Source organism: Clostridium fermenticellae (genome assembly GCF_003600355.1).
GTDB lineage: Bacteria > Bacillota > Clostridia > Clostridiales > Clostridiaceae > Clostridium_AV > Clostridium_AV fermenticellae.
The window spans coordinates 1,302,735-1,320,614 of sequence record NZ_CP032416.1 but is presented as its reverse complement, the minus strand read 5'-3'; the positions used below and the strand labels follow the sequence as shown (position 1 = coordinate 1,320,614).

At 31.2% G+C, this 17,880-nt stretch carries 16 protein-coding genes, 1 pseudogene, 1 riboswitch and 2 other annotated features; of the genes and pseudogenes, 4 read left to right on the top strand and 13 right to left on the bottom strand.

Translation table 11 applies throughout. The features are described 5' to 3' along the window. Positions 1-120: 120 nt before the first annotated feature. The 5 genes from D4Z93_RS06360 to D4Z93_RS06340 all read right to left on the bottom strand — a co-directional run bounded on the left by D4Z93_RS06360 (position 121) and on the right by D4Z93_RS06340 (position 4,304). A complete protein-coding gene (locus D4Z93_RS06360) occupies positions 121-936 on the bottom strand; it encodes a MetQ/NlpA family ABC transporter substrate-binding protein (RefSeq protein ID WP_119971452.1) in 816 nt (271 codons plus the stop codon). A gap of 28 nt (positions 937-964) precedes the next feature. Next, positions 965-1,780 (bottom strand): MetQ/NlpA family ABC transporter substrate-binding protein, encoded by an 816-nt coding sequence (locus D4Z93_RS06355; RefSeq protein WP_119971450.1) that lies wholly within the window; start codon positions 1,778-1,780, stop codon positions 965-967. A gap of 74 nt (positions 1,781-1,854) precedes the next feature. Further along, on the bottom strand, positions 1,855-2,676 hold the full coding sequence (locus D4Z93_RS06350) for a MetQ/NlpA family ABC transporter substrate-binding protein (RefSeq protein ID WP_119971447.1): 822 nt from the start codon (positions 2,674-2,676) through the stop codon (positions 1,855-1,857). A gap of 22 nt (positions 2,677-2,698) precedes the next feature. Further along, a complete protein-coding gene (locus D4Z93_RS06345) occupies positions 2,699-3,346 on the bottom strand; it encodes a methionine ABC transporter permease (protein ID WP_119971444.1) in 648 nt (215 codons plus the stop codon). Next, positions 3,333-4,304: a methionine ABC transporter ATP-binding protein gene (locus D4Z93_RS06340; protein WP_119971443.1), complete on the bottom strand. Its 972-nt coding sequence runs from the start codon at positions 4,302-4,304 to the stop codon at positions 3,333-3,335. Before D4Z93_RS06340 ends, D4Z93_RS06345 begins: the two co-directional genes overlap by 14 nt. A 96-nt stretch (positions 4,305-4,400) precedes the next feature. Then, positions 4,401-4,514: riboswitch (SAM riboswitch) on the bottom strand. Between the two features lie 195 nt (positions 4,515-4,709). Here D4Z93_RS06340 and D4Z93_RS06335 point away from each other — a divergent pair. After that, positions 4,710-5,354 carry an undecaprenyl diphosphate synthase family protein gene (locus D4Z93_RS06335; protein ID WP_119971441.1) on the top strand — a complete coding sequence of 215 codons (645 nt, stop codon included), beginning with the start codon at positions 4,710-4,712 and terminating at the stop codon, positions 5,352-5,354. A 442-nt stretch (positions 5,355-5,796) separates the two neighbouring features. Here D4Z93_RS06335 and D4Z93_RS06330 read toward each other — a convergent pair whose 3' ends face one another. Further along, entirely contained in the window at positions 5,797-6,693 is an 897-nt protein-coding gene (locus tag D4Z93_RS06330; protein WP_119971439.1) for a fumarylacetoacetate hydrolase family protein, read from the bottom strand. Between the two features lie 121 nt (positions 6,694-6,814). Here D4Z93_RS06330 and D4Z93_RS06325 point away from each other — a divergent pair, with 121 nt between their 5' ends. Further along, positions 6,815-8,116, top strand: coding sequence for an aminotransferase class V-fold PLP-dependent enzyme (locus D4Z93_RS06325; protein ID WP_119971437.1), 1,302 nt, complete (start codon positions 6,815-6,817; stop codon positions 8,114-8,116). 26 nt (positions 8,117-8,142) lie between these two features. On the opposite strand, the gene ilvN is transcribed toward D4Z93_RS06325, so the two are convergent. From ilvN to D4Z93_RS13205, 7 genes and pseudogenes are all read right to left on the bottom strand, one after another. Continuing rightward, positions 8,143-8,616 carry an acetolactate synthase small subunit gene (ilvN, locus tag D4Z93_RS06320; protein WP_119971434.1) on the bottom strand — a complete coding sequence of 158 codons (474 nt, stop codon included), beginning with the start codon at positions 8,614-8,616 and terminating at the stop codon, positions 8,143-8,145. Between the two features lie 14 nt (positions 8,617-8,630). After that, positions 8,631-10,241, bottom strand: coding sequence for a biosynthetic-type acetolactate synthase large subunit (ilvB, locus tag D4Z93_RS06315; protein WP_119971431.1), 1,611 nt, complete (start codon positions 10,239-10,241; stop codon positions 8,631-8,633). Between the two features lie 25 nt (positions 10,242-10,266). Then, positions 10,267-11,331, bottom strand: a complete 1,065-nt coding sequence (gene leuB / locus D4Z93_RS06310; RefSeq protein ID WP_119971428.1) for a 3-isopropylmalate dehydrogenase — start codon at positions 11,329-11,331, stop codon at positions 10,267-10,269. 34 nt (positions 11,332-11,365) lie between these two features. Then, positions 11,366-11,857 (bottom strand): 3-isopropylmalate dehydratase small subunit, encoded by a 492-nt coding sequence (gene leuD / locus D4Z93_RS06305; RefSeq protein WP_119971425.1) that lies wholly within the window; start codon positions 11,855-11,857, stop codon positions 11,366-11,368. Then, the gene (gene leuC, locus D4Z93_RS06300) at positions 11,857-13,122 is read right to left on the bottom strand and encodes a 3-isopropylmalate dehydratase large subunit (RefSeq protein WP_119971422.1); all 1,266 of its coding nucleotides are present in this window, start codon (positions 13,120-13,122) and stop codon (positions 11,857-11,859) included. The genes leuD and leuC overlap by 1 nt, the downstream gene beginning before the upstream one ends. Before the next feature lie 190 nt (positions 13,123-13,312). Then, positions 13,313-14,449: pseudogene (locus D4Z93_RS06295) on the bottom strand (2-isopropylmalate synthase); the annotation flags it as partial. A gap of 47 nt (positions 14,450-14,496) precedes the next feature. Next, positions 14,497-14,649: a hypothetical protein gene (locus D4Z93_RS13205; protein ID WP_162920262.1), complete on the bottom strand. Its 153-nt coding sequence runs from the start codon at positions 14,647-14,649 to the stop codon at positions 14,497-14,499. A 52-nt stretch (positions 14,650-14,701) separates the two neighbouring features. Next, positions 14,702-14,909 (bottom strand) — a binding site (T-box leader). 47 nt (positions 14,910-14,956) lie between these two features. Then, positions 14,957-15,164, bottom strand: a binding site (T-box leader). Positions 15,165-15,462: 298 nt separating this feature from the next. Here D4Z93_RS13205 and D4Z93_RS06290 point away from each other — a divergent pair. Next, a complete protein-coding gene (locus D4Z93_RS06290; RefSeq protein ID WP_119971416.1) occupies positions 15,463-16,638 on the top strand; it encodes a class I SAM-dependent methyltransferase in 1,176 nt (391 codons plus the stop codon). A 290-nt stretch (positions 16,639-16,928) separates the two neighbouring features. After that, complete coding sequence (locus D4Z93_RS06285) at positions 16,929-17,804, top strand: cation diffusion facilitator family transporter (RefSeq protein ID WP_119971413.1); 876 nt, start codon at positions 16,929-16,931, stop codon at positions 17,802-17,804. Positions 17,805-17,880: the final 76 nt, after the last annotated feature.

Here is a 17,880-nt window from a genome sequence, read left to right as displayed (position 1 = left end):
CCGCATGCAGTTTAGTGAAAACTTGCCTTATTATTATTTTATAATAAAAAAATACAAATTAAAATAGAGGACTACAGGTATATTTGAATACCAATAATCCTCTTATTTTTAAATCATATTCTAAAATGAAGGAATTATACTTCCTTTGTATTTTTCTTCTATGAATTTTTTGATTTCTGGAGATGTTATTGCCTTATCCAGTGCCTTAACAAAATCCTTATTCTTATCTTTAGCCCTTACTACTATAACATTAGCATATGGTGAATCTTTTGCTTCTATTGCTATTGCGTCTTTAGTTGGATTAAGATTTGCTTCTATTGCAAAATTTGAATTTATTACAGCAGCATCTACATCACCTAATACCCTTGGAAGCTGTGGTGCATCTAATTCTTTTATTTGTATATTTTTCTTATTCTCAGTTATATCTGTTTTGGAAATAAGTTCTCCATCCTTTACTTTTATGAGTCCAGATTTCTGAAGTACCTTTAATGCCCTTGCTTCATTAGTTGGATCATTCGGTACCGCAATTACTGCACCATCCTTTAAATCTTTTATATCCTTAACCTTTTTAGAATAAATTCCCATTGGCTCCAAATGTACCTTCACAGTATACACAAGATCAGTGTGTTTTTCTTGATTAAATTTTTCCAGGTATGGTATGTGCTGAAAGAAATTAGCATCTATTTCTCCTGAATCAAGTGCTGTATTTGGTGTTACATAGTCTGTAAATTCTTTTATCTGAAGGTCATAACCTTCTTTGGCAAGTATAGGCTTAACCTTTTTTAATATCTCTGCATGAGGTACCGGGCTTGCTCCAATTTTTATAACTTTCTTTTCCTTACTTGCCGGGTTATCCTTGGTAGAAGTATTTCCACAGCCAGTAAAAACTACTGACAATACTAAGACTGATAGAATAATAGATAATATTTTTTTCATATTATTTCCCCCTTAAAATAACATTTGTTTAAAAAGCAGTAATAACTGTACCCTTATATTTTTCTTCAATAAATTTTTTAATTTCTGGTGAATTCAATGCCTCATTTAAAGCCTTTATATATGGTTTATCCTTATCTTCTTTTCTAACTACCAGTACATTTATATATGGTGAATTTTTATCCTCAATAAGTATTGAATCTTTAACTGGATTCAATTTTGCCTGAAGCGCATAATTCGTATTTATAACAGCTGCATCTGCATCATCCAATGCCCTCGGAAGTTGTGGTGCATCTAATTCCTTTACCTGTATATTCTTCTTGTTTTCTGTTATATCAAGTTTAGTTAAAGCATCCCCATTCTTTAACTTTATGAGACCACCCTTTTCAAGAAGTTTAAGCGCTCTTGTTTCATTTGTTGGATCATTTGGAATTGCAATTACTGCACCATTTTTCAATTCATTCATATTTTTAACCTTTTTTGAATAAACAGCCATAGGTAATATATATACTTTAGCAGTATAAGTAAGATCCGTGTGTTTCTCCTTATTATACTGTTCCAAATAAGGGATATGCTGATATAGGTTTGCATCTATACTCTTACTTGTTAAGGCAGTATTTGGAGTTACATAATCCGTAAATTCTTTTACCTGTAAATCGTATCCTTTTTTCTTTAAAATAGGTTTTAACTGATTTAAAACTTCTACGGAAGGTACTGGTGTTCCACCAACTACAATTGTCTTCTTATTTTGATCTTTTGAACCCGAATTATTTGAACTTGTATTTTCACATCCAGCCAGACTGAATAATAATACAAACGTCAAAATAATTGTTGATATTTTTTTCATTTATATTTGCCCCCTTTATTATTTATAATTCATACTAAATTCACTTGCCCCTGATTTAATACGAATTTTCTTCTTTAGAAAGTCGGAATCAATGTTCCCTTGTATTTTTCCTGTATGAATTTTTTAAGTTCAGGAGAATTTAAAGCCTCTGACAATGCTTTTATATAAGGCTTATCTTTGTCTTCTTTTCTAACTGCAAGAATATTTACATAAGATGAAGTTTTATCTTCAGTATATATAGAATTTTTAGTAGGATTTAAATTTGCCTGAAGAGCATAATTTGTATTTATAACAGATGCATCTACATCATTAAGCGCTCTTGGAAGCTGCGGAGCATCTAATTCCTTTATCTGTATATTCTTCTTATTCTCAGTTATATCTATTTTAGTAACAGTATCATTACCCTTAAGTTTTATTAACCCGGCTTTTTGTAATAATTTAAGAGCCCTTGCTTCATTAGTTGGATCATTTGGTACTGCGATTACCGCACCATTTCTTAATTCATCAAGCTTTTTTACTTTTTTTGAGTAAACTGCCATAGGTGCTATAAAAACTTTTGCAGTATAAGTTAAATCAGTATGTTTTTGTTTGTTGAAATTTTCAAGATAAGGTATGTGCTGATACAAATTTGCATCGATCTCCTTATTTGCAAGTGCAGTATTTGGAGTTACATAATCTGTGAATTCCTTTATCTGCAGTTTATATCCTTTCTTTGCTAATATTGGTTCTATCTTTTTTAGAACCTCTGTTGCTGGTACTGGTGTATCACCGACAATTATTGTTTTTTTGTCATCAGATGCAGTTGACTTTGAACTGCTGCTTGAGCTGCAGCCAACAACACTAATTAATAATGATGCTGTTAACACAAGTGCACCAATCTTTTGAAATTTTTTCATTTTTATCTTCCCCCTTAAATGTCTATTTTATTAAGTATCTATACAACAAATTTCCTATTCCCTGAAGAATTTCTACTAATACTATAAGTATTACTACTGTATACATCATTACATCCGTTTGGAATCTATAATATCCATATTTTATGGCCACATCTCCAAGGCCGCCTCCACCTATAGCACCAGCCATAGCTGAACAACCTATAACACTTATTATAGTGAGCGTTATGCCAAGTACAATTGATGGAAGAGACTCCTTGATCATAACCTTAAATACAATTTGAAGATCACTTGCCCCAAATGATTTTGCAGCTTCTATCACTCCTGGATCTACTTCCTTAAGTGATGACTCTATTACTCTAGTTGCAAAAGGTGCTGCTGCTATTGTCATTGGTACTATAGCGGCAGTTGTTCCAATAGTTGTACCTACAATAACTTTTGTGAAAGGCAATATAGCAACCATTAATATAATAAATGGAAATGATCTTAAAATATTAACTATAACTCCTAAAATCTTATTTACTGCTTTATTAGGCCTTAATCCTCTTTCATCAGTTATTATAAGTACAATAGATGGAATAAATGCAATTAATACTGCTATTATTGTAGATACAAATACCATATATAATGTTTCGCCAAAGGCCGGTAATAATACTTGATTAATTAAATCCATTTTGTTCTACCTCCCATTTTATATTTTTTGATGATAAGAATTCACATATCTTATCTTTATATTCTTCTTCAAAATTTATTACGAGACTTCCAAGTACATCATTTCTGAATTTTTCAAGTTTTCCCCAGACTATTGAAATATCTATATCAAGTTCTCTTGCCATAGATGTTATTATACTTCTCTTACTGATCTCTTTAGGAAAGAATATTCTTATATTAACTCCTGTTTCAGGGAGAATTTTATCTTCACCTAATAAGTTCTTTAAATTGCTATTTGGCTTTAAGAATAATTCTTCTACATTTCCCACATCTTTTATTTGCCCATTTTCCATAATTGCAACCCTCTGGCAAATTTCTTTAATTACTTCCATTTGATGAGTTACTATTACTATTGTTATGTTTAATTTATCATTTATCTGTTTTAAAAGCTGAAGTATCGACTTTGTGATTTTGGGATCTAATGCTGATGTTGCTTCATCACACAATAAAACTTCAGGATCTAGGGATAATGCCCTTGCTATTGCAACTCTCTGTTTTTGTCCTCCACTTAAATTTCTAGGCTTACTTTTTGCCTTATCCTCAAGTCCAACAATTTCTAATAACTTAAAAACCTTTCTATCTATTTCTTTTTTGTTATATCCCCATACCTCCATTGGAAGTGCTACATTCTCATATACTGTCTTTCTATTTAGCAAGTTGAAATTTTGAAATATCATTCCAAGCTTTTTTCTAAACTCTCTTATTTCTTTTGATCCCATATCTTTTATTTCTTTATCATTTATCATTACACTTCCATTATCATAGTTTTCAAGTCCATTCAAGCACCTCAAAAGTGTAGATTTACCAGCACCACTTTGTCCTATTATTCCAAATATTTCTCCTTTATTTACATGCAAACTTATATCTTTCAGAACTTGATTTTTCCCGAAACTTTTATTTACACCATTTATTTCTATCATTAAAATGCCCCCTAGATTAATTATTTAAAAATACCTTATATAAAAATGCAAAATTAAAAGCTGAAGAAATATCTCCAGCTTAAATAAACCTAATATTTCTCATCTCTCAGCTACAAATGTAGCCGCAGGAGTTGGCACCATTATACTATAAAATATAATACTGGTTGCCGGGTTTCATAGGGCCAGTCCCTCCACCGCTCTTGATAAGTGAATTTCAATATTAACTTGTTTTGTTATGAATACTATTATAGTTACACATTAGAATATTGTCAACAGTTTTTTTACAAAAAATTTGCTCAAATTAACCACTTGAGATGTATGCATTATCCATGAGTTACATATATTGCGTATAAACATTTGTTATTATGACAATAATTACATTAAAAGTGTAAGGAGGTGAAATATGTGAGAATTCCAAATCATATAGGCATCATACCTGATGGTAACAGGAGATGGGCAATCAGTAATGGATTAAAAAAAGAAGAAGGCTATTCAAGGGGACTTGAACCAGGTATGCAATTATTTAAAATATTTAAAGAATTAGGTGTAAAAGAACTTACTTATTACGGATTTACAGTTGACAACACTAAAAGACCTGCTGTTCAAACCAAATCATTCACTAAAGCTTGTATAGAAGCTGTAAATATGCTTTCAAAAGAAGATGCCTCATTACTTGTAATTGGTAACACCAAATCTCCTATGTTTCCAGAACAACTTCTGCCATACATAAACAGAAAAAAATTTGGGAAAGGTTCCATGAAAATAAACTTTCTAGTCAACTACGATTGGGAATGGGACTTATCAAATATTAAATTACATATAAAAGATAACACTAAAAATTTAACTAAATATTTAAAATCCGATGACATAAGCAGGGTAGATTTAATAATAAGGTGGGGAGGCAGAAGAAGGCTTAGTGGTTTCCTTCCAGTACAATCTGTATATTCAGATTTTTATGTAATTGATGATATGTGGCCAGACTTCAAACCAGATCACATATACGAAGCATTAAAATGGTATGATAATCAAGATATAACTCTAGGCGGCTAGATTTTTACAGTTAGAAATTAGTAATTTAAAGAATAAATCATAGTAGCCTTTAACATAATTTTATCATCAATCCATTTGTCCATCACACAAACTGCTATTGGATTTCCACCAAATACTTTGTTATAGGGTTTGTAATTCCAATCTTAACTTATGCGCAGGCCGGGATTTCTAAAATTTAGACACATTAAAAAATTTTGTAGTAAGTATTAGCGAGGCGTTCTTAAAAGTCTTAGTGGATTTTATATATTTGAGCAAAGCGAGTTTATAAAATCTACTTAAACTTTTATGAACGCAAGCTTAGACTTACTAAAAATTTTTTAGGTGACGAATTTTGGGAATGTCAGCTGGAGTATAATTTAAGCTTGGAATTACAAACCCTATAATACAAACAATCTTAATACATAAACTTCATAAGGAGATTTATCATTTAATACTAAAAACTTTATATAACTTTTACCTTATTAACTAGATTACCTATTTTTTCAATATAGCAATCTATTATATCTCCATCTTTGAGCAATTTTACTGGTTCAAAACCCATTCCAACTCCGCTTGGTGTACCTGTAGATATTATATCTCCTGCTTTTAAAGTAACTCCTTTTGATAAATCACTTACTATATATGGTATATCAAATATCATATTTTTAGTATTTGAATTTTGTCTCACTTGTCCATTAATAGTACATTTTATATTTAATTCTACCGGGAATTTAATTTCATCCTTATACACAATATATGGTCCCATGGGACAAAATGTATCAAGGCTCTTTCCTTTAAACCACTGTTTATGGGTTCCCTGAAGATCCCTAGCCGACACATCATTTAATATTGTATATCCAAAAATATAATCTTCTACTTCTTCTCTTTTTATGTTACTTCCATCTTTTCCAATTATAATTGCTAGTTCCGCCTCATAGTCAACTTGATTTGTTACATCATAAGAAAACTTGATTTCATCATCATATCCTATTGCAGGTGATGCAATTTTAGTAAAGTAAATTGGAGCATCTGGAATAAAAGTATCTGTTATCTTTGTCATTCTTATTTCCTTTGCATGTTCCTCATAATTTTTACCAAGGCACATGATATTCCTTTTAGGATATGGTATTGGAGGAGCAATTTTAACTTCTGTCAAATTAAGTCCTTTAAAATTTTTATTAGAAATTATTTCTTCAATCTTCTTAATCCTTTCATCTGTACAACCTTCTATAAATTCAAGCATATTCAATGGACAGGTTTCCTTTATAAATTCAAACACATCATCCAATGATATAATTTTATTTTCTAAAACTACACCAAGTTTTTCTTTTCCCTGATAAAGATAATTTACAAATTTCATATTCTACAATCCTCTCCTATACATAAAATTTTATATACACTAACTTGTTAATTATTAATATTATAAAATTTATTACACTTATTCTCAAGCAAACATATTATAATCATAAGGAGTGATATGTATGTATTATAATGGATCAGAAAATAACTATAGAAATTTAGTAACTGGTGTAAATTCTCGTATTATGACCAAAGATGGCAGGTTTGTAAAATCCATAAATTTTGATAATGCAGCCACTACCCCTCCTTTTTCTTCTGTAATGCAAGAAATAATAAACTTTTCAAAATACTATTCTTCTATTCATAGGGGAACCGGATTCAAATCCGAATTTTCCTCGAAAATCTATGAAGATTCGCGAAAAGCCGTATGCAATTTTGTCCATTGTGATTATAATCAAAATACTGTCATATATGTTAAAAATACTACTGAAGCCATAAATAAGCTATCTTATCTTCTATACAATAAAAATAAGGATTTAGTAGTTATATCAACAAGAATGGAACATCATTCAAATGATCTACCATGGAGAAACAAATTTAAAACTGATTATATAGAGGTTGATAATTTAGGAAAGTTAAAATTAGATGATTTAGAATACAAATTGCAAAAATATATAAACACAGATAAATTAGTGTGTGTAACTGGTGCTTCAAATGTAACTGGATACAAAAATCCAATACACAAGATAGCAGAAATGTGCCATTTCTATAATGCGAAAATATTTGTAGATGGTGCCCAACTTATACCACATTGTCCTGTATATATGAATTCTAATTCAAACTCTGACCATATCGATTATCTAGCTTTTTCTGCCCATAAAATGTATGCTCCATTTGGCACTGGAGTACTCATAGGGCCAAAAGAAACATTCATTGATTCAGAACCAGAATACAAAGGCGGAGGAACAATAAAGCTAGTAACTGATGATTCTGTAGTATGGGCAGACCCTCCAGATAAAAATGAAGCCGGGACACCTAATGTGATGGGGGTAGTTGCAATGCTTGCAGCTATAAAAACACTTACTAGTCTTGGAATGGATAATATAGATAAGTATGAAATGGATATATATAGATATGCTTTAAATAGACTTTCCTATATACCAAATCTTGAAATAGGATGCGATACCAGTCCAGATTGTGACAAAGTTGCAATAATCCCTTTTAATATAAAGGGGATTTTTCATGAAACCACTGCAAAACTATTATCATCTATATCACAGATTGCTGTAAGAAGCGGCTGCTTCTGTGCACAGCCATATGTTCAAAGACTTCTAAAAATACCAAAATCAAAAATAAATTACTACACAAAATATCCAGACTGTAGACGTCCGGGTTTTGTAAGATTGAGTTTTGCACTTTATAACACCTACTCTGAAATAGATACACTTGCAAATACTCTTGAATATATAATCAGGACAAGATAAAACAGGGTTCATACGAGCCCTGTTTTCTATCTTTCAATAGCTGTAAGTCCCGTCCTTACAATTTCTTTAATACCATAAGGCTTCATAAGTCCTATAAAAGTTGATATTTTATCTTCATCTCCTGTTACCTCTATTGTCATACTACTATTATTCATTCCAATAATCTTTCCTTTAAATATATTAACCAGTTCTATAAGTGCTGATTGATTTTGAATATTTGTATGAACTTTAATTAGTAAGAGTTCTCTATAAACACATTTATCAGCATTTAATTCTGTAATTTTTATTACATCAATAAGTTTATTCAACTGCTTATTCATCTGTTCTATAGTATATTCATCACTAAATGTTACTATAGTCATATATGATATAGTAGGATCTTCAGTGATTCCAACATTTAAACTGTGAATATTATAACCTCTTCTACTAAATAAACTTGCTATTTTGCTTAAAGTTCCTGAATGATTTTCAACAAGTAGTGACAAAACATATTTATTCATAAAAATGCACTCCTTTACAGTGTACTCTCATTAGAGTCAACAATGCACTCTATTAAAAATGCACTATCTGATTTTTGTATCTCCTTAAATGTTTCAATAAATTCTTTATTTGAATATACCTTTTTTCCTCGTATATTATACGCTTCCGCTATTTTAACAAAATCAGGATTGCACTTAAATTCAACTCCAAACTCACCTTCATATTCAAATTTTTGAATTTCTCTTACCATTCCAAGTCCAGAATTATTAAATACAATTATCTTTATATTTAAATTGTTTTCTTTTATGGTAGCAAGTTCAAATAAACTCATTTGAAATCCTCCATCTCCCATCACAGCTATTACATCCTCATCTGGATTCGCCATTTTGGCCCCTATAGCTGATGGAAGCGAATATCCCATAGTTCCAAGCCCTCCTGACGTTATAAATCTTCTCTTTCCAAAAATTTTAAAATTGCGGGCACACCATATTTGATTTTGTCCAACATCTGTTGTAATTATCGCAGTATCTCTCATTTCATCAGAAGTCAATTTAATTATTTTTTTAGGATTTACTGAATCGTTATATTCATATATTTTCTCTTCTGAATCTTTCCATTTTTTAATTTCCTCTACCCACTTAATATAATCTCCCGGTTGAATTTTATCTGCCATTTTTGATAATATATTTTTACAATCTCCAACGACTGGAATATCTATCTTTAAATTTTTTCCTATCTCTGCAGGATCAATATCTATATGAATAATCCGGGCATTTTTATCAACATGCGTATCTTTCACTGTAGATCTGTCTGCAATCCTTGTACCTACAAGTATTATCAAATCAGAATTTGATATTGCCTTATTAGCATATGAAAAACCATGTGAACCAATTAATCCAACATAATATGGTTCACCTACATCCATATCATCTTTTCCCATTAATGTATGAACAACTGGTATTTTTGACTTTTCTACAAATCTTTTTAGTTCAAGCCTTGCATTAGCTGCAACAATTCCACCTCCAACACAGATCAAAGGCTTTTTACTCTCTTCAATCTTCTTAATCGCCTTTTTAATTTGCCATTTATGGCCATTTATGTTTGGCTTATATCCCCTTATATCAATGGCAGACGGATACGAAAACTTAATTTCTTCACGCTGAACATCAATTGGTATATCAATCAATACAGGTCCAGGTCTACCTGTTCGTGCTATATAAAAAGCTTCTTTTATAATACGCGGTATATCCTTTCCTTCTTTAACTAGATAATTATGCTTTGTAAATGACTCCGTAGCTCCAGTAATATCAGCTTCCTGAAAAACATCTCTGCCTATTAGATTTGAACTTACCTGTCCTGTAATTATTATCAAAGGTATTGAATCCATATACGCAGTTGCTATTGATGTAATTATATTTGTGGCACCAGGTCCTGATGTTGTAATACAAACTCCAATACCTCTTGAAATTCTTGCAAATCCACTTGCAATATGTCCAGCAGCTTGTTCATGTCTTACCAGGATGTGCCTTAAATCTGATTTTCTCAAAGCTTCATACAAAGGAACTACAGTAGCTCCAGGATACCCAAATATTGTAGTCACATTTTCATTTTTTAAACATTCTATAATAGCTTCTGCAGTTCTCATAAATAACCTCCTAAAAATTTATTTTCTATATTTCAGTTAATATCAAATCTCCCATTTTATCTGTCCCAACAGGACTTTTGCCTTCCTCCATTATATCTAAAGTACGATATCCCTTTTCAATTACTTTTAAAACAGCATTTTCAATATCTTTTGCAGCTTCAGACATTTTGAAATTATATTTGAGCATAAGAGCTGCACTCATAATTGCTGCAATTGGATTTACTCTATCCTTTCCAGCTATATCTGGAGCTGAACCATGCACAGGTTCATATATACCAATATTTCCAGAACCAATGCTAGCTGAAGGCAGCATACCAAGAGAACCTGTTATCATAGATGCCTCATCACTAAGTATGTCTCCAAACATATTTTCGGTAAGTATTACATCAAATTGTCCAGGATTTCTTATAAGCTGCATAGCTGCATTATCTACATACATATAGTTCAAATCTATATTCTTATATTCCTTTGAAATATTAGTTACAGTTTTTCTCCAGAGTTTTGATGTTTGAAGTACATTTGATTTATCAACAAGAGTTACTCTGCTATATCTTTCACCTGCTATTTCAAATGCAACTTTAGCTATCCTCTCTATTTCGAAAGTAGAATATTCTGTCACATCATATGCCTTTTCTCCATTCTCAATTTCTAATGTACCTTTTTTCCCAAAATAAGCTCCTCCCGTAAGTTCTCTTACTATCATTATGTCAATTCCATCCTTTAAAATCTTATTCTTTAAATTGGATGCTGAACTGAGTTCTTTAAATAATACAGCCGGTCTTAAGTTTGCAAATGCCCCCATAGTTTTCCTAAGTTTCAAAAGACCTTTTTCTGGTCTCATTTCTGGCGAAACATTGTCCCATTTAGGTCCTCCAACAGCCCCTAAGAGTATTGCATCACTCTCCTTACAAATTTTAATTGTCTCTTCCGGAAAGGGATCTCCAAATTCGTCTATTGCACTTCCTCCCATCTTTCCTTCATTAAATTCAAAATCTATATCATATTTTGATGAAACTGCATGTAAAACTTTTATTGCCTGAGAAATCACTTCCGTTCCAACACCATCACCTGGCAAAACTGCTATTTTCATTAAACTTTACCTCCTGAATGTAATATAAATCTATTTATTTTCTAATTTGACTTTCTATATATTTTATAAGGCCGCCGCTTTTTATTATTTCCTGCATAAATTCAGGAAATGGTTCAGCCTTATATTTTCTATTTTTACTTATATTTGTAATTTCTCCACTAATTAAATCAATTGAAATTTCATCCCCGTCCTCGATATCAGAAACCGCTTCGGCACATTCCATTATGGGTAATCCTATATTTATTGAATTTCTATAAAATATTCTTGCAAAACTCTCTGCTATAACACACTCTATTCCAGATGCTTTTATTGCAACAGGTGCATGCTCTCTTGACGAACCACATCCGAAATTTTTACCAGCTGCTATTATCTTATGTGTCTTTGATCTATCACTAAAACTTTGATCAATATCTTCCATACAATGCTTTGCCAGTTCTCTAGAATCACTTGTATTTAAATACCTTGCAGGTATTATTACATCAGTATCAACGTTTTCTCCATATTTAATAACTTTTCCACTTATCATTATCTCATTACCTCCTCTGGAGATGATATTTTCCCTGTTATTGCAGATGCTGCTGCAACAGCCGGACTTGCTAAATATACCTCGCTTTCCTTATGTCCCATCCTACCTACAAAATTTCTATTTGTAGTTGATACTGCCCTTTCACCCTTTGCAAGGATACCCATATGTCCTCCTAGGCATGGCCCACAAGTTGGGGTACTTACCACAGCTCCAGACTCTATAAATATTTCTATTAATCCCTCTTTCATAGCTTCCATATATATTTTCTGTGTTGCAGGAATTATTATGGTTCTAATATTTTCATTTATCTTATGACCCTTTAACACCTTTGCAGCTGCTCTAAGATCATCGATTCTTCCATTAGTACATGATCCTATAACCACCTGATCTATATTTATATCTCCTACTTCATCAATAGTTTTTGTATTCTCAGGAAGATGTGGAAATGCAACTGTTGGACGTATTTTAGATAGATCTATCTCTATAATCTCATCATATACGGCATCTTCATCGGCCTTCATAATTACATAATTCCTATTTGAATGTTCCTTTACATATCTTACAGTCTTTTCATCAATTTCAAATATACCGTTCTTTGCACCAGCTTCAATTGCCATATTTGCCATAGTAAATCTATCATCCATTGATAAATTTCTTATTCCATCACCAGTAAATTCCATTGACTTATAAAGTGCTCTATCGACACCTATTTTGCCAATTATATGCAGGATAATATCTTTTCCACTTACCCAAGGCGATAATTTTCCTTTAAGTACAAATTTTATTGCTGAAGGAATCTTAAACCAAACCTTTCCTGTTGCCATTGCCGCGCCCATATCTGTACTTCCAATTCCAGTTGAAAAAGCCCCCAATGCTCCATATGTGCATGTATGTGAATCTGCACCAATTATAATATCACCACAAACTGCAAGCCCCTTTTCCGGAATTAATGCATGCTCTATTCCCATCCTGCCAACTTCAAAATAATTTTCTATCTCCATTTCATGCGCAAAATTTCTGCTGCATTTACACTGCTCTGCTGATTTTATATCTTTGTTAGGTGTAAAATGATCTGGTACAATTGCGATTTTACTTTTATCAAATACTTTATCAACACCTATTTTATTAAATTCATTTATTGCCATTGGAGTTGTTATATCATTTCCAAGTACCAAATCCACCTTGCATTTAATAAGCTGTCCAACTCTTACCATATCAGTTGATGCGTGAAAAGCCAAAATTTTTTGTGTCATAGTCATTCCCATACTTAATTACCTCCTATTTAAATATATATTACCTTTTTATTAATACTGTTTTTAATAGTATTAATAAACCTATTAATAAATGTAAAATACCAATTATTTTATTATTCCAAACAGTACATTCATAATAATGCATTTTATTTATAAGTGTACTGGTACCTGTCTCAACTACATCCCGGAGTTATATCTCACAAATCAATTTCTCAATATCCTCATCAGATATATTCTTTTTTCTGTCTGCTGCATTTTTAAATTTCACAAATGCCTCATTAAGCTTTTCAGTATTTAAATCATATCCCATATCCTTTAAATGCTGACAAAATGCATGCCTACCTGAATGTTTTCCAAGTACCATTGAGCTTTTAGTTAATCCAACAGATTCTGGAGTCATAATTTCATAAGTCCTACTGCATTCAAGAACTCCATGCTGATGAATTCCAGCCTCATGCGCAAATGCATTAATTCCGACAATTGCTTTATTATTTTGAACTGCCACACCAGTAAGTTTACTTACAAGCTTGCTTGTATTTACAATTTGAGTCGTATTTATTGATGTCGTACATTTAAAACTATCTGATCTAGTTCTTATTGCCATAACTATCTCTTCCATTGCAGCATTTCCAGCTCTTTCTCCAAGTCCATTAACTGCACATTCAATTTGTTCTGCACCGTTTTTTATAGCTGCAAGTGAATTCGCAACTGCAAGTCCAAGATCATTATGACAATGAACACTTATAATTACTTTATTTATATTTTTTACATTTTCCTTTATTCCCTTTATAAGATTTCCATATTCATCTGGTATTGTATATCCAACTGTATCAGGTATATTTAATACATCTGCACCTGCTTCTATTGCTTTTTCAAGAACATGGTATAAAAACTCTCTATCTGTTCTCGTTGCATCCTCTGGCGAAAATTCAACACTCGGGCATAACTCTTTAGCATATTTCACCATATCATATACACTATTTAATACCTGATGTCTACTCATTTTGAGTTTATATTTCATATGAATATCCGAAGTTGCGATAAATGTATGTATTCTGGGGTTTCTAGAATATTTTAAAGCTTCCCATGCCGCATATATATCCTTTTTAAGTGCCCTTGCAAGGCCAACTATTACGGGTCCTTCTATATTTTTTGAAATAGCTTTAACACATTCAAAATCGCCATTGGATGCGGCCGGGAAACCTGCCTCAATTATGTCTACTCCAAGATTTTTAAGTTGCTTTGCAATCTTTAGTTTTTCATCTATACTTAGACTCACTCTAGGTGTTTGTTCTCCATCTCTTAATGTTGTATCAAAAATATATATTTTTTTAGTCATATATTATCCTCTCCTTAAATCAATTTTATTTACTCAAAAATCTTCAATTAAAACGTCATAAACGAAGTGCAATAATCCTCATCATTTTCTCTACTTTGCTTCATTTCATTTATATAAGTATAATAAGCTTTATTTCCAGATATTTTTGAATTTTCATTTTTTATATTTTCTTCTGAATTTTTAGAATTTATTTGTTCCATTTTTATCCCTCCTATTAAGTATTTTATGGTATAAAAAAACAGACCTTCTTCGCTCTGGGGCGAAAAGTCTGCTCGCGGTACCACCCAATTTTATATCTCAATTTTAATAACGGTTATATAAAACCGGCCCGGCTTACTATAAACAATTCAGCCTGCAACTTCAGGGTGAGTTTCAATATGTACACTTATGGGCTTACACCTAAACACCCACTCTCTTTAAAGTATTTAACACATTTACTTAGTCCTATCACAGCTTTTATATATTAAATTTTGTAATCAATGGTATAAAAAAAACAGATCTTCTTCGCTCTGGGGCGAAAAATCTGCTCGCGGTACCACCCAATTTTATATCTCAATTTTAATAACGGTTATATAAAACCGGCTTGGCTTACTATAAACAATTCAGCCTGCAGCTTCAGGGTGAGTTTCAACATGTATACTTATGGGTTTACACCTAAACACCCACTCTCTTTAAAGTATTTAACACATTTACTTAATCCTATCACAGCTTTTAATAATTAGGAAGAGTCTAATATAAAACTCAACTTCATATATATTTTTTAGTTTATCAACTTATTGTTTTATATTCTATCACTCGATCAATATAAATGTCAATAATAATTTTTAAATTTTAAAAAATTTTTTTATCAATACTATCTTTTCCAATTAATTTAGTTTTATATTTGTATTTTTTCATTTTAATATATTGTGTATTCAAACTAAAAAGTGTAAAATTATATTGTGCTAGGTAAGTTTTTACTTAAACAGTATATTTTTAATACGGATCATAAATTGTATAAGGAGATGACGCAAATGGATAAACTATTTCTCGAAGAGTTACTGAAGAATATTTCAGCAGACTCTTTTACTGTTACTTTTTGGGATGGCACGACAAAAAAATTCGGAGATGGTGAACCTAAATTTAAAATAACATTTAATAAACCAATAAGTAAAAAATCAATTTTGGAAGATGCAAGTCTAGCCTTTGGTGAAGCTTATATGAATGGAGATATTGATTTCGAAGGAAGCGTACAGGAAATTATTGAATCTATCTACAGAAACAAAAAAAGTTTCCTCCACAACCACAAGTTGCTCAATAAACTATTCAAATCAGTTGGTACATCAATAAAAGATCAAAAAAAAGATATATCGCATCACTATGATATCGGAAATGATTTTTATAGTTTGTGGCTTGATAAAAATTTAAATTACTCTTGTGGATATTTTAAAAATGAAGATGATAGCCTGGATCAAGCTCAGGAAAACAAAGTAGAATACATATTAAAGAAACTGAACTTAAAGGCGGGGCAAACCCTACTTGATATAGGATGTGGCTGGGGAAATTTGATATTAAAAGCCGCAAAATTATACAATGTTCATGCACTTGGAATAACCTTAAGTAAGGAGCAATATTCAAGCGTTCAGGAAAAAATCAAAGAAAATCATCTGGAAGATTTAGTTGAAGTTGAATATCTAGATTATAGAGAACTTCCTAAGCTAAACAGAAAATTTGATAGAATTGTAAGTGTAGGAATGCTTGAGCATGTTGGTCATGCAAATATACCAATGTATATGGATACTGTAGAAAAAATATTAAAAGATCATGGCGTATTCCTGCTTCACTGCATTACAGGACTTTTCGAGAGTGAATGCAATAAGTGGATAACAAGATATATATTCCCGGGAGGATACATTCCTTCTGTAAGAGAAATAGTATCATCATTCCCAGAACTCGATTTCCATCTCGTAGATGCTGAAAGCTTAAGGCTTCATTATTGTAAAACCCTAGAGCACTGGGCTTCAAACTTTGAGACTCATCTTGACGAGGTAAAACAAAACTTTGATGATAAATTCATTAGAATGTGGAGATTATATCTTAATTCTTGTGCGGCATCTTTCCATTATGGAGTAGTAGATATACATCAATTTATAATAACAAAAGATTTAAATAACGAATTACCAATGACAAGAAATTATTTATATAAATAACACTTAATTGTTTATAAATTTTTATATGAAAATATAATAAACTTGCTGGACACATATATAGTATATGTGTCCAGCAAGTTATTTTTTGCGAATCATTTGCATAGGAAATTGTTTTTCATTATCAATTGATAATATAATTCTGTTGAGATATTATTGATAATCTGTTGATTTATATTATATTAAAGTTTATAATTAATGTAACATATTTATCAATTGAACATATAATATTTAATAGATTATATATTTAGATTGAATTTTTATATATAAATAACATGGAGGTTAATGTAAAAATGGGAAAGAACAATGCAGCAGTTTTATCTATATTTTCTAATTCGCTGCTCATAATATTTAAATTTTCAGCTGGTCTATTGATCGGATCTGTAAGTGTTATATCCGAAGCAATTCATTCTTCTATAGATCTTATAGCCAGTTTTATAGCATATTTCTCTATAAAGAAAGCATCTAAGGCTGAAGATTACGAGCATCCTTTCGGTCACGGCAAGTATGAAAACTTATCCGGATTTGTTGAGGCAATGTTAATATTTTTAGCTGCGGCTCTTATAATATTCGAATCAGTAAAAAAAATCATATGTGGCTCAAATATAGAAGCTGTCGGCCCTGGACTTTTAGTTATGGGAATTGCAGCTCTGGTAAATCTTTTTATTTCATTGACTCTAAAAAAGATTGCACAAAAAACAAATTCCATAGCCCTTGAAGCAGATGGTGCACATTTATTCACAGATGTAATAACAGCTTTCGGCGTATTTTTAGGACTTTTACTTGTAAAAATAACCGGAATTAAAATTATAGATCCTATAACTGCTGTTATAGTTGGATTTTTAATAATAAAAACATCAATAGACTTAACTAAAAAATCAATGAAGGATTTAGTTGATAGCAAATTATCAGATGAAGATATAAACAAGCTTCTAATCATAATAAATTCACACAAAGAAATAAAAGGATATCATAATTTAAGAACAAGACAATGCGGAAATGAGAAACAAATAGACATTCATTTAAATGTAGATAGAAACTCATCTTTAATACAAGCACACGATATCTGTGATATTATTGAAAAAGAAATAAATAATGTATTTCCTAAATCATATATCGTTATACACGCCGAACCAGAAACACAAAAAAAACAACTTCCAGAAATATAAGTCTCTGGAAGCTGCTTTAAATTTAGTATTAAATAAAACAAAAAAGATTTTATTTAAATATTTAACTATAAATGCT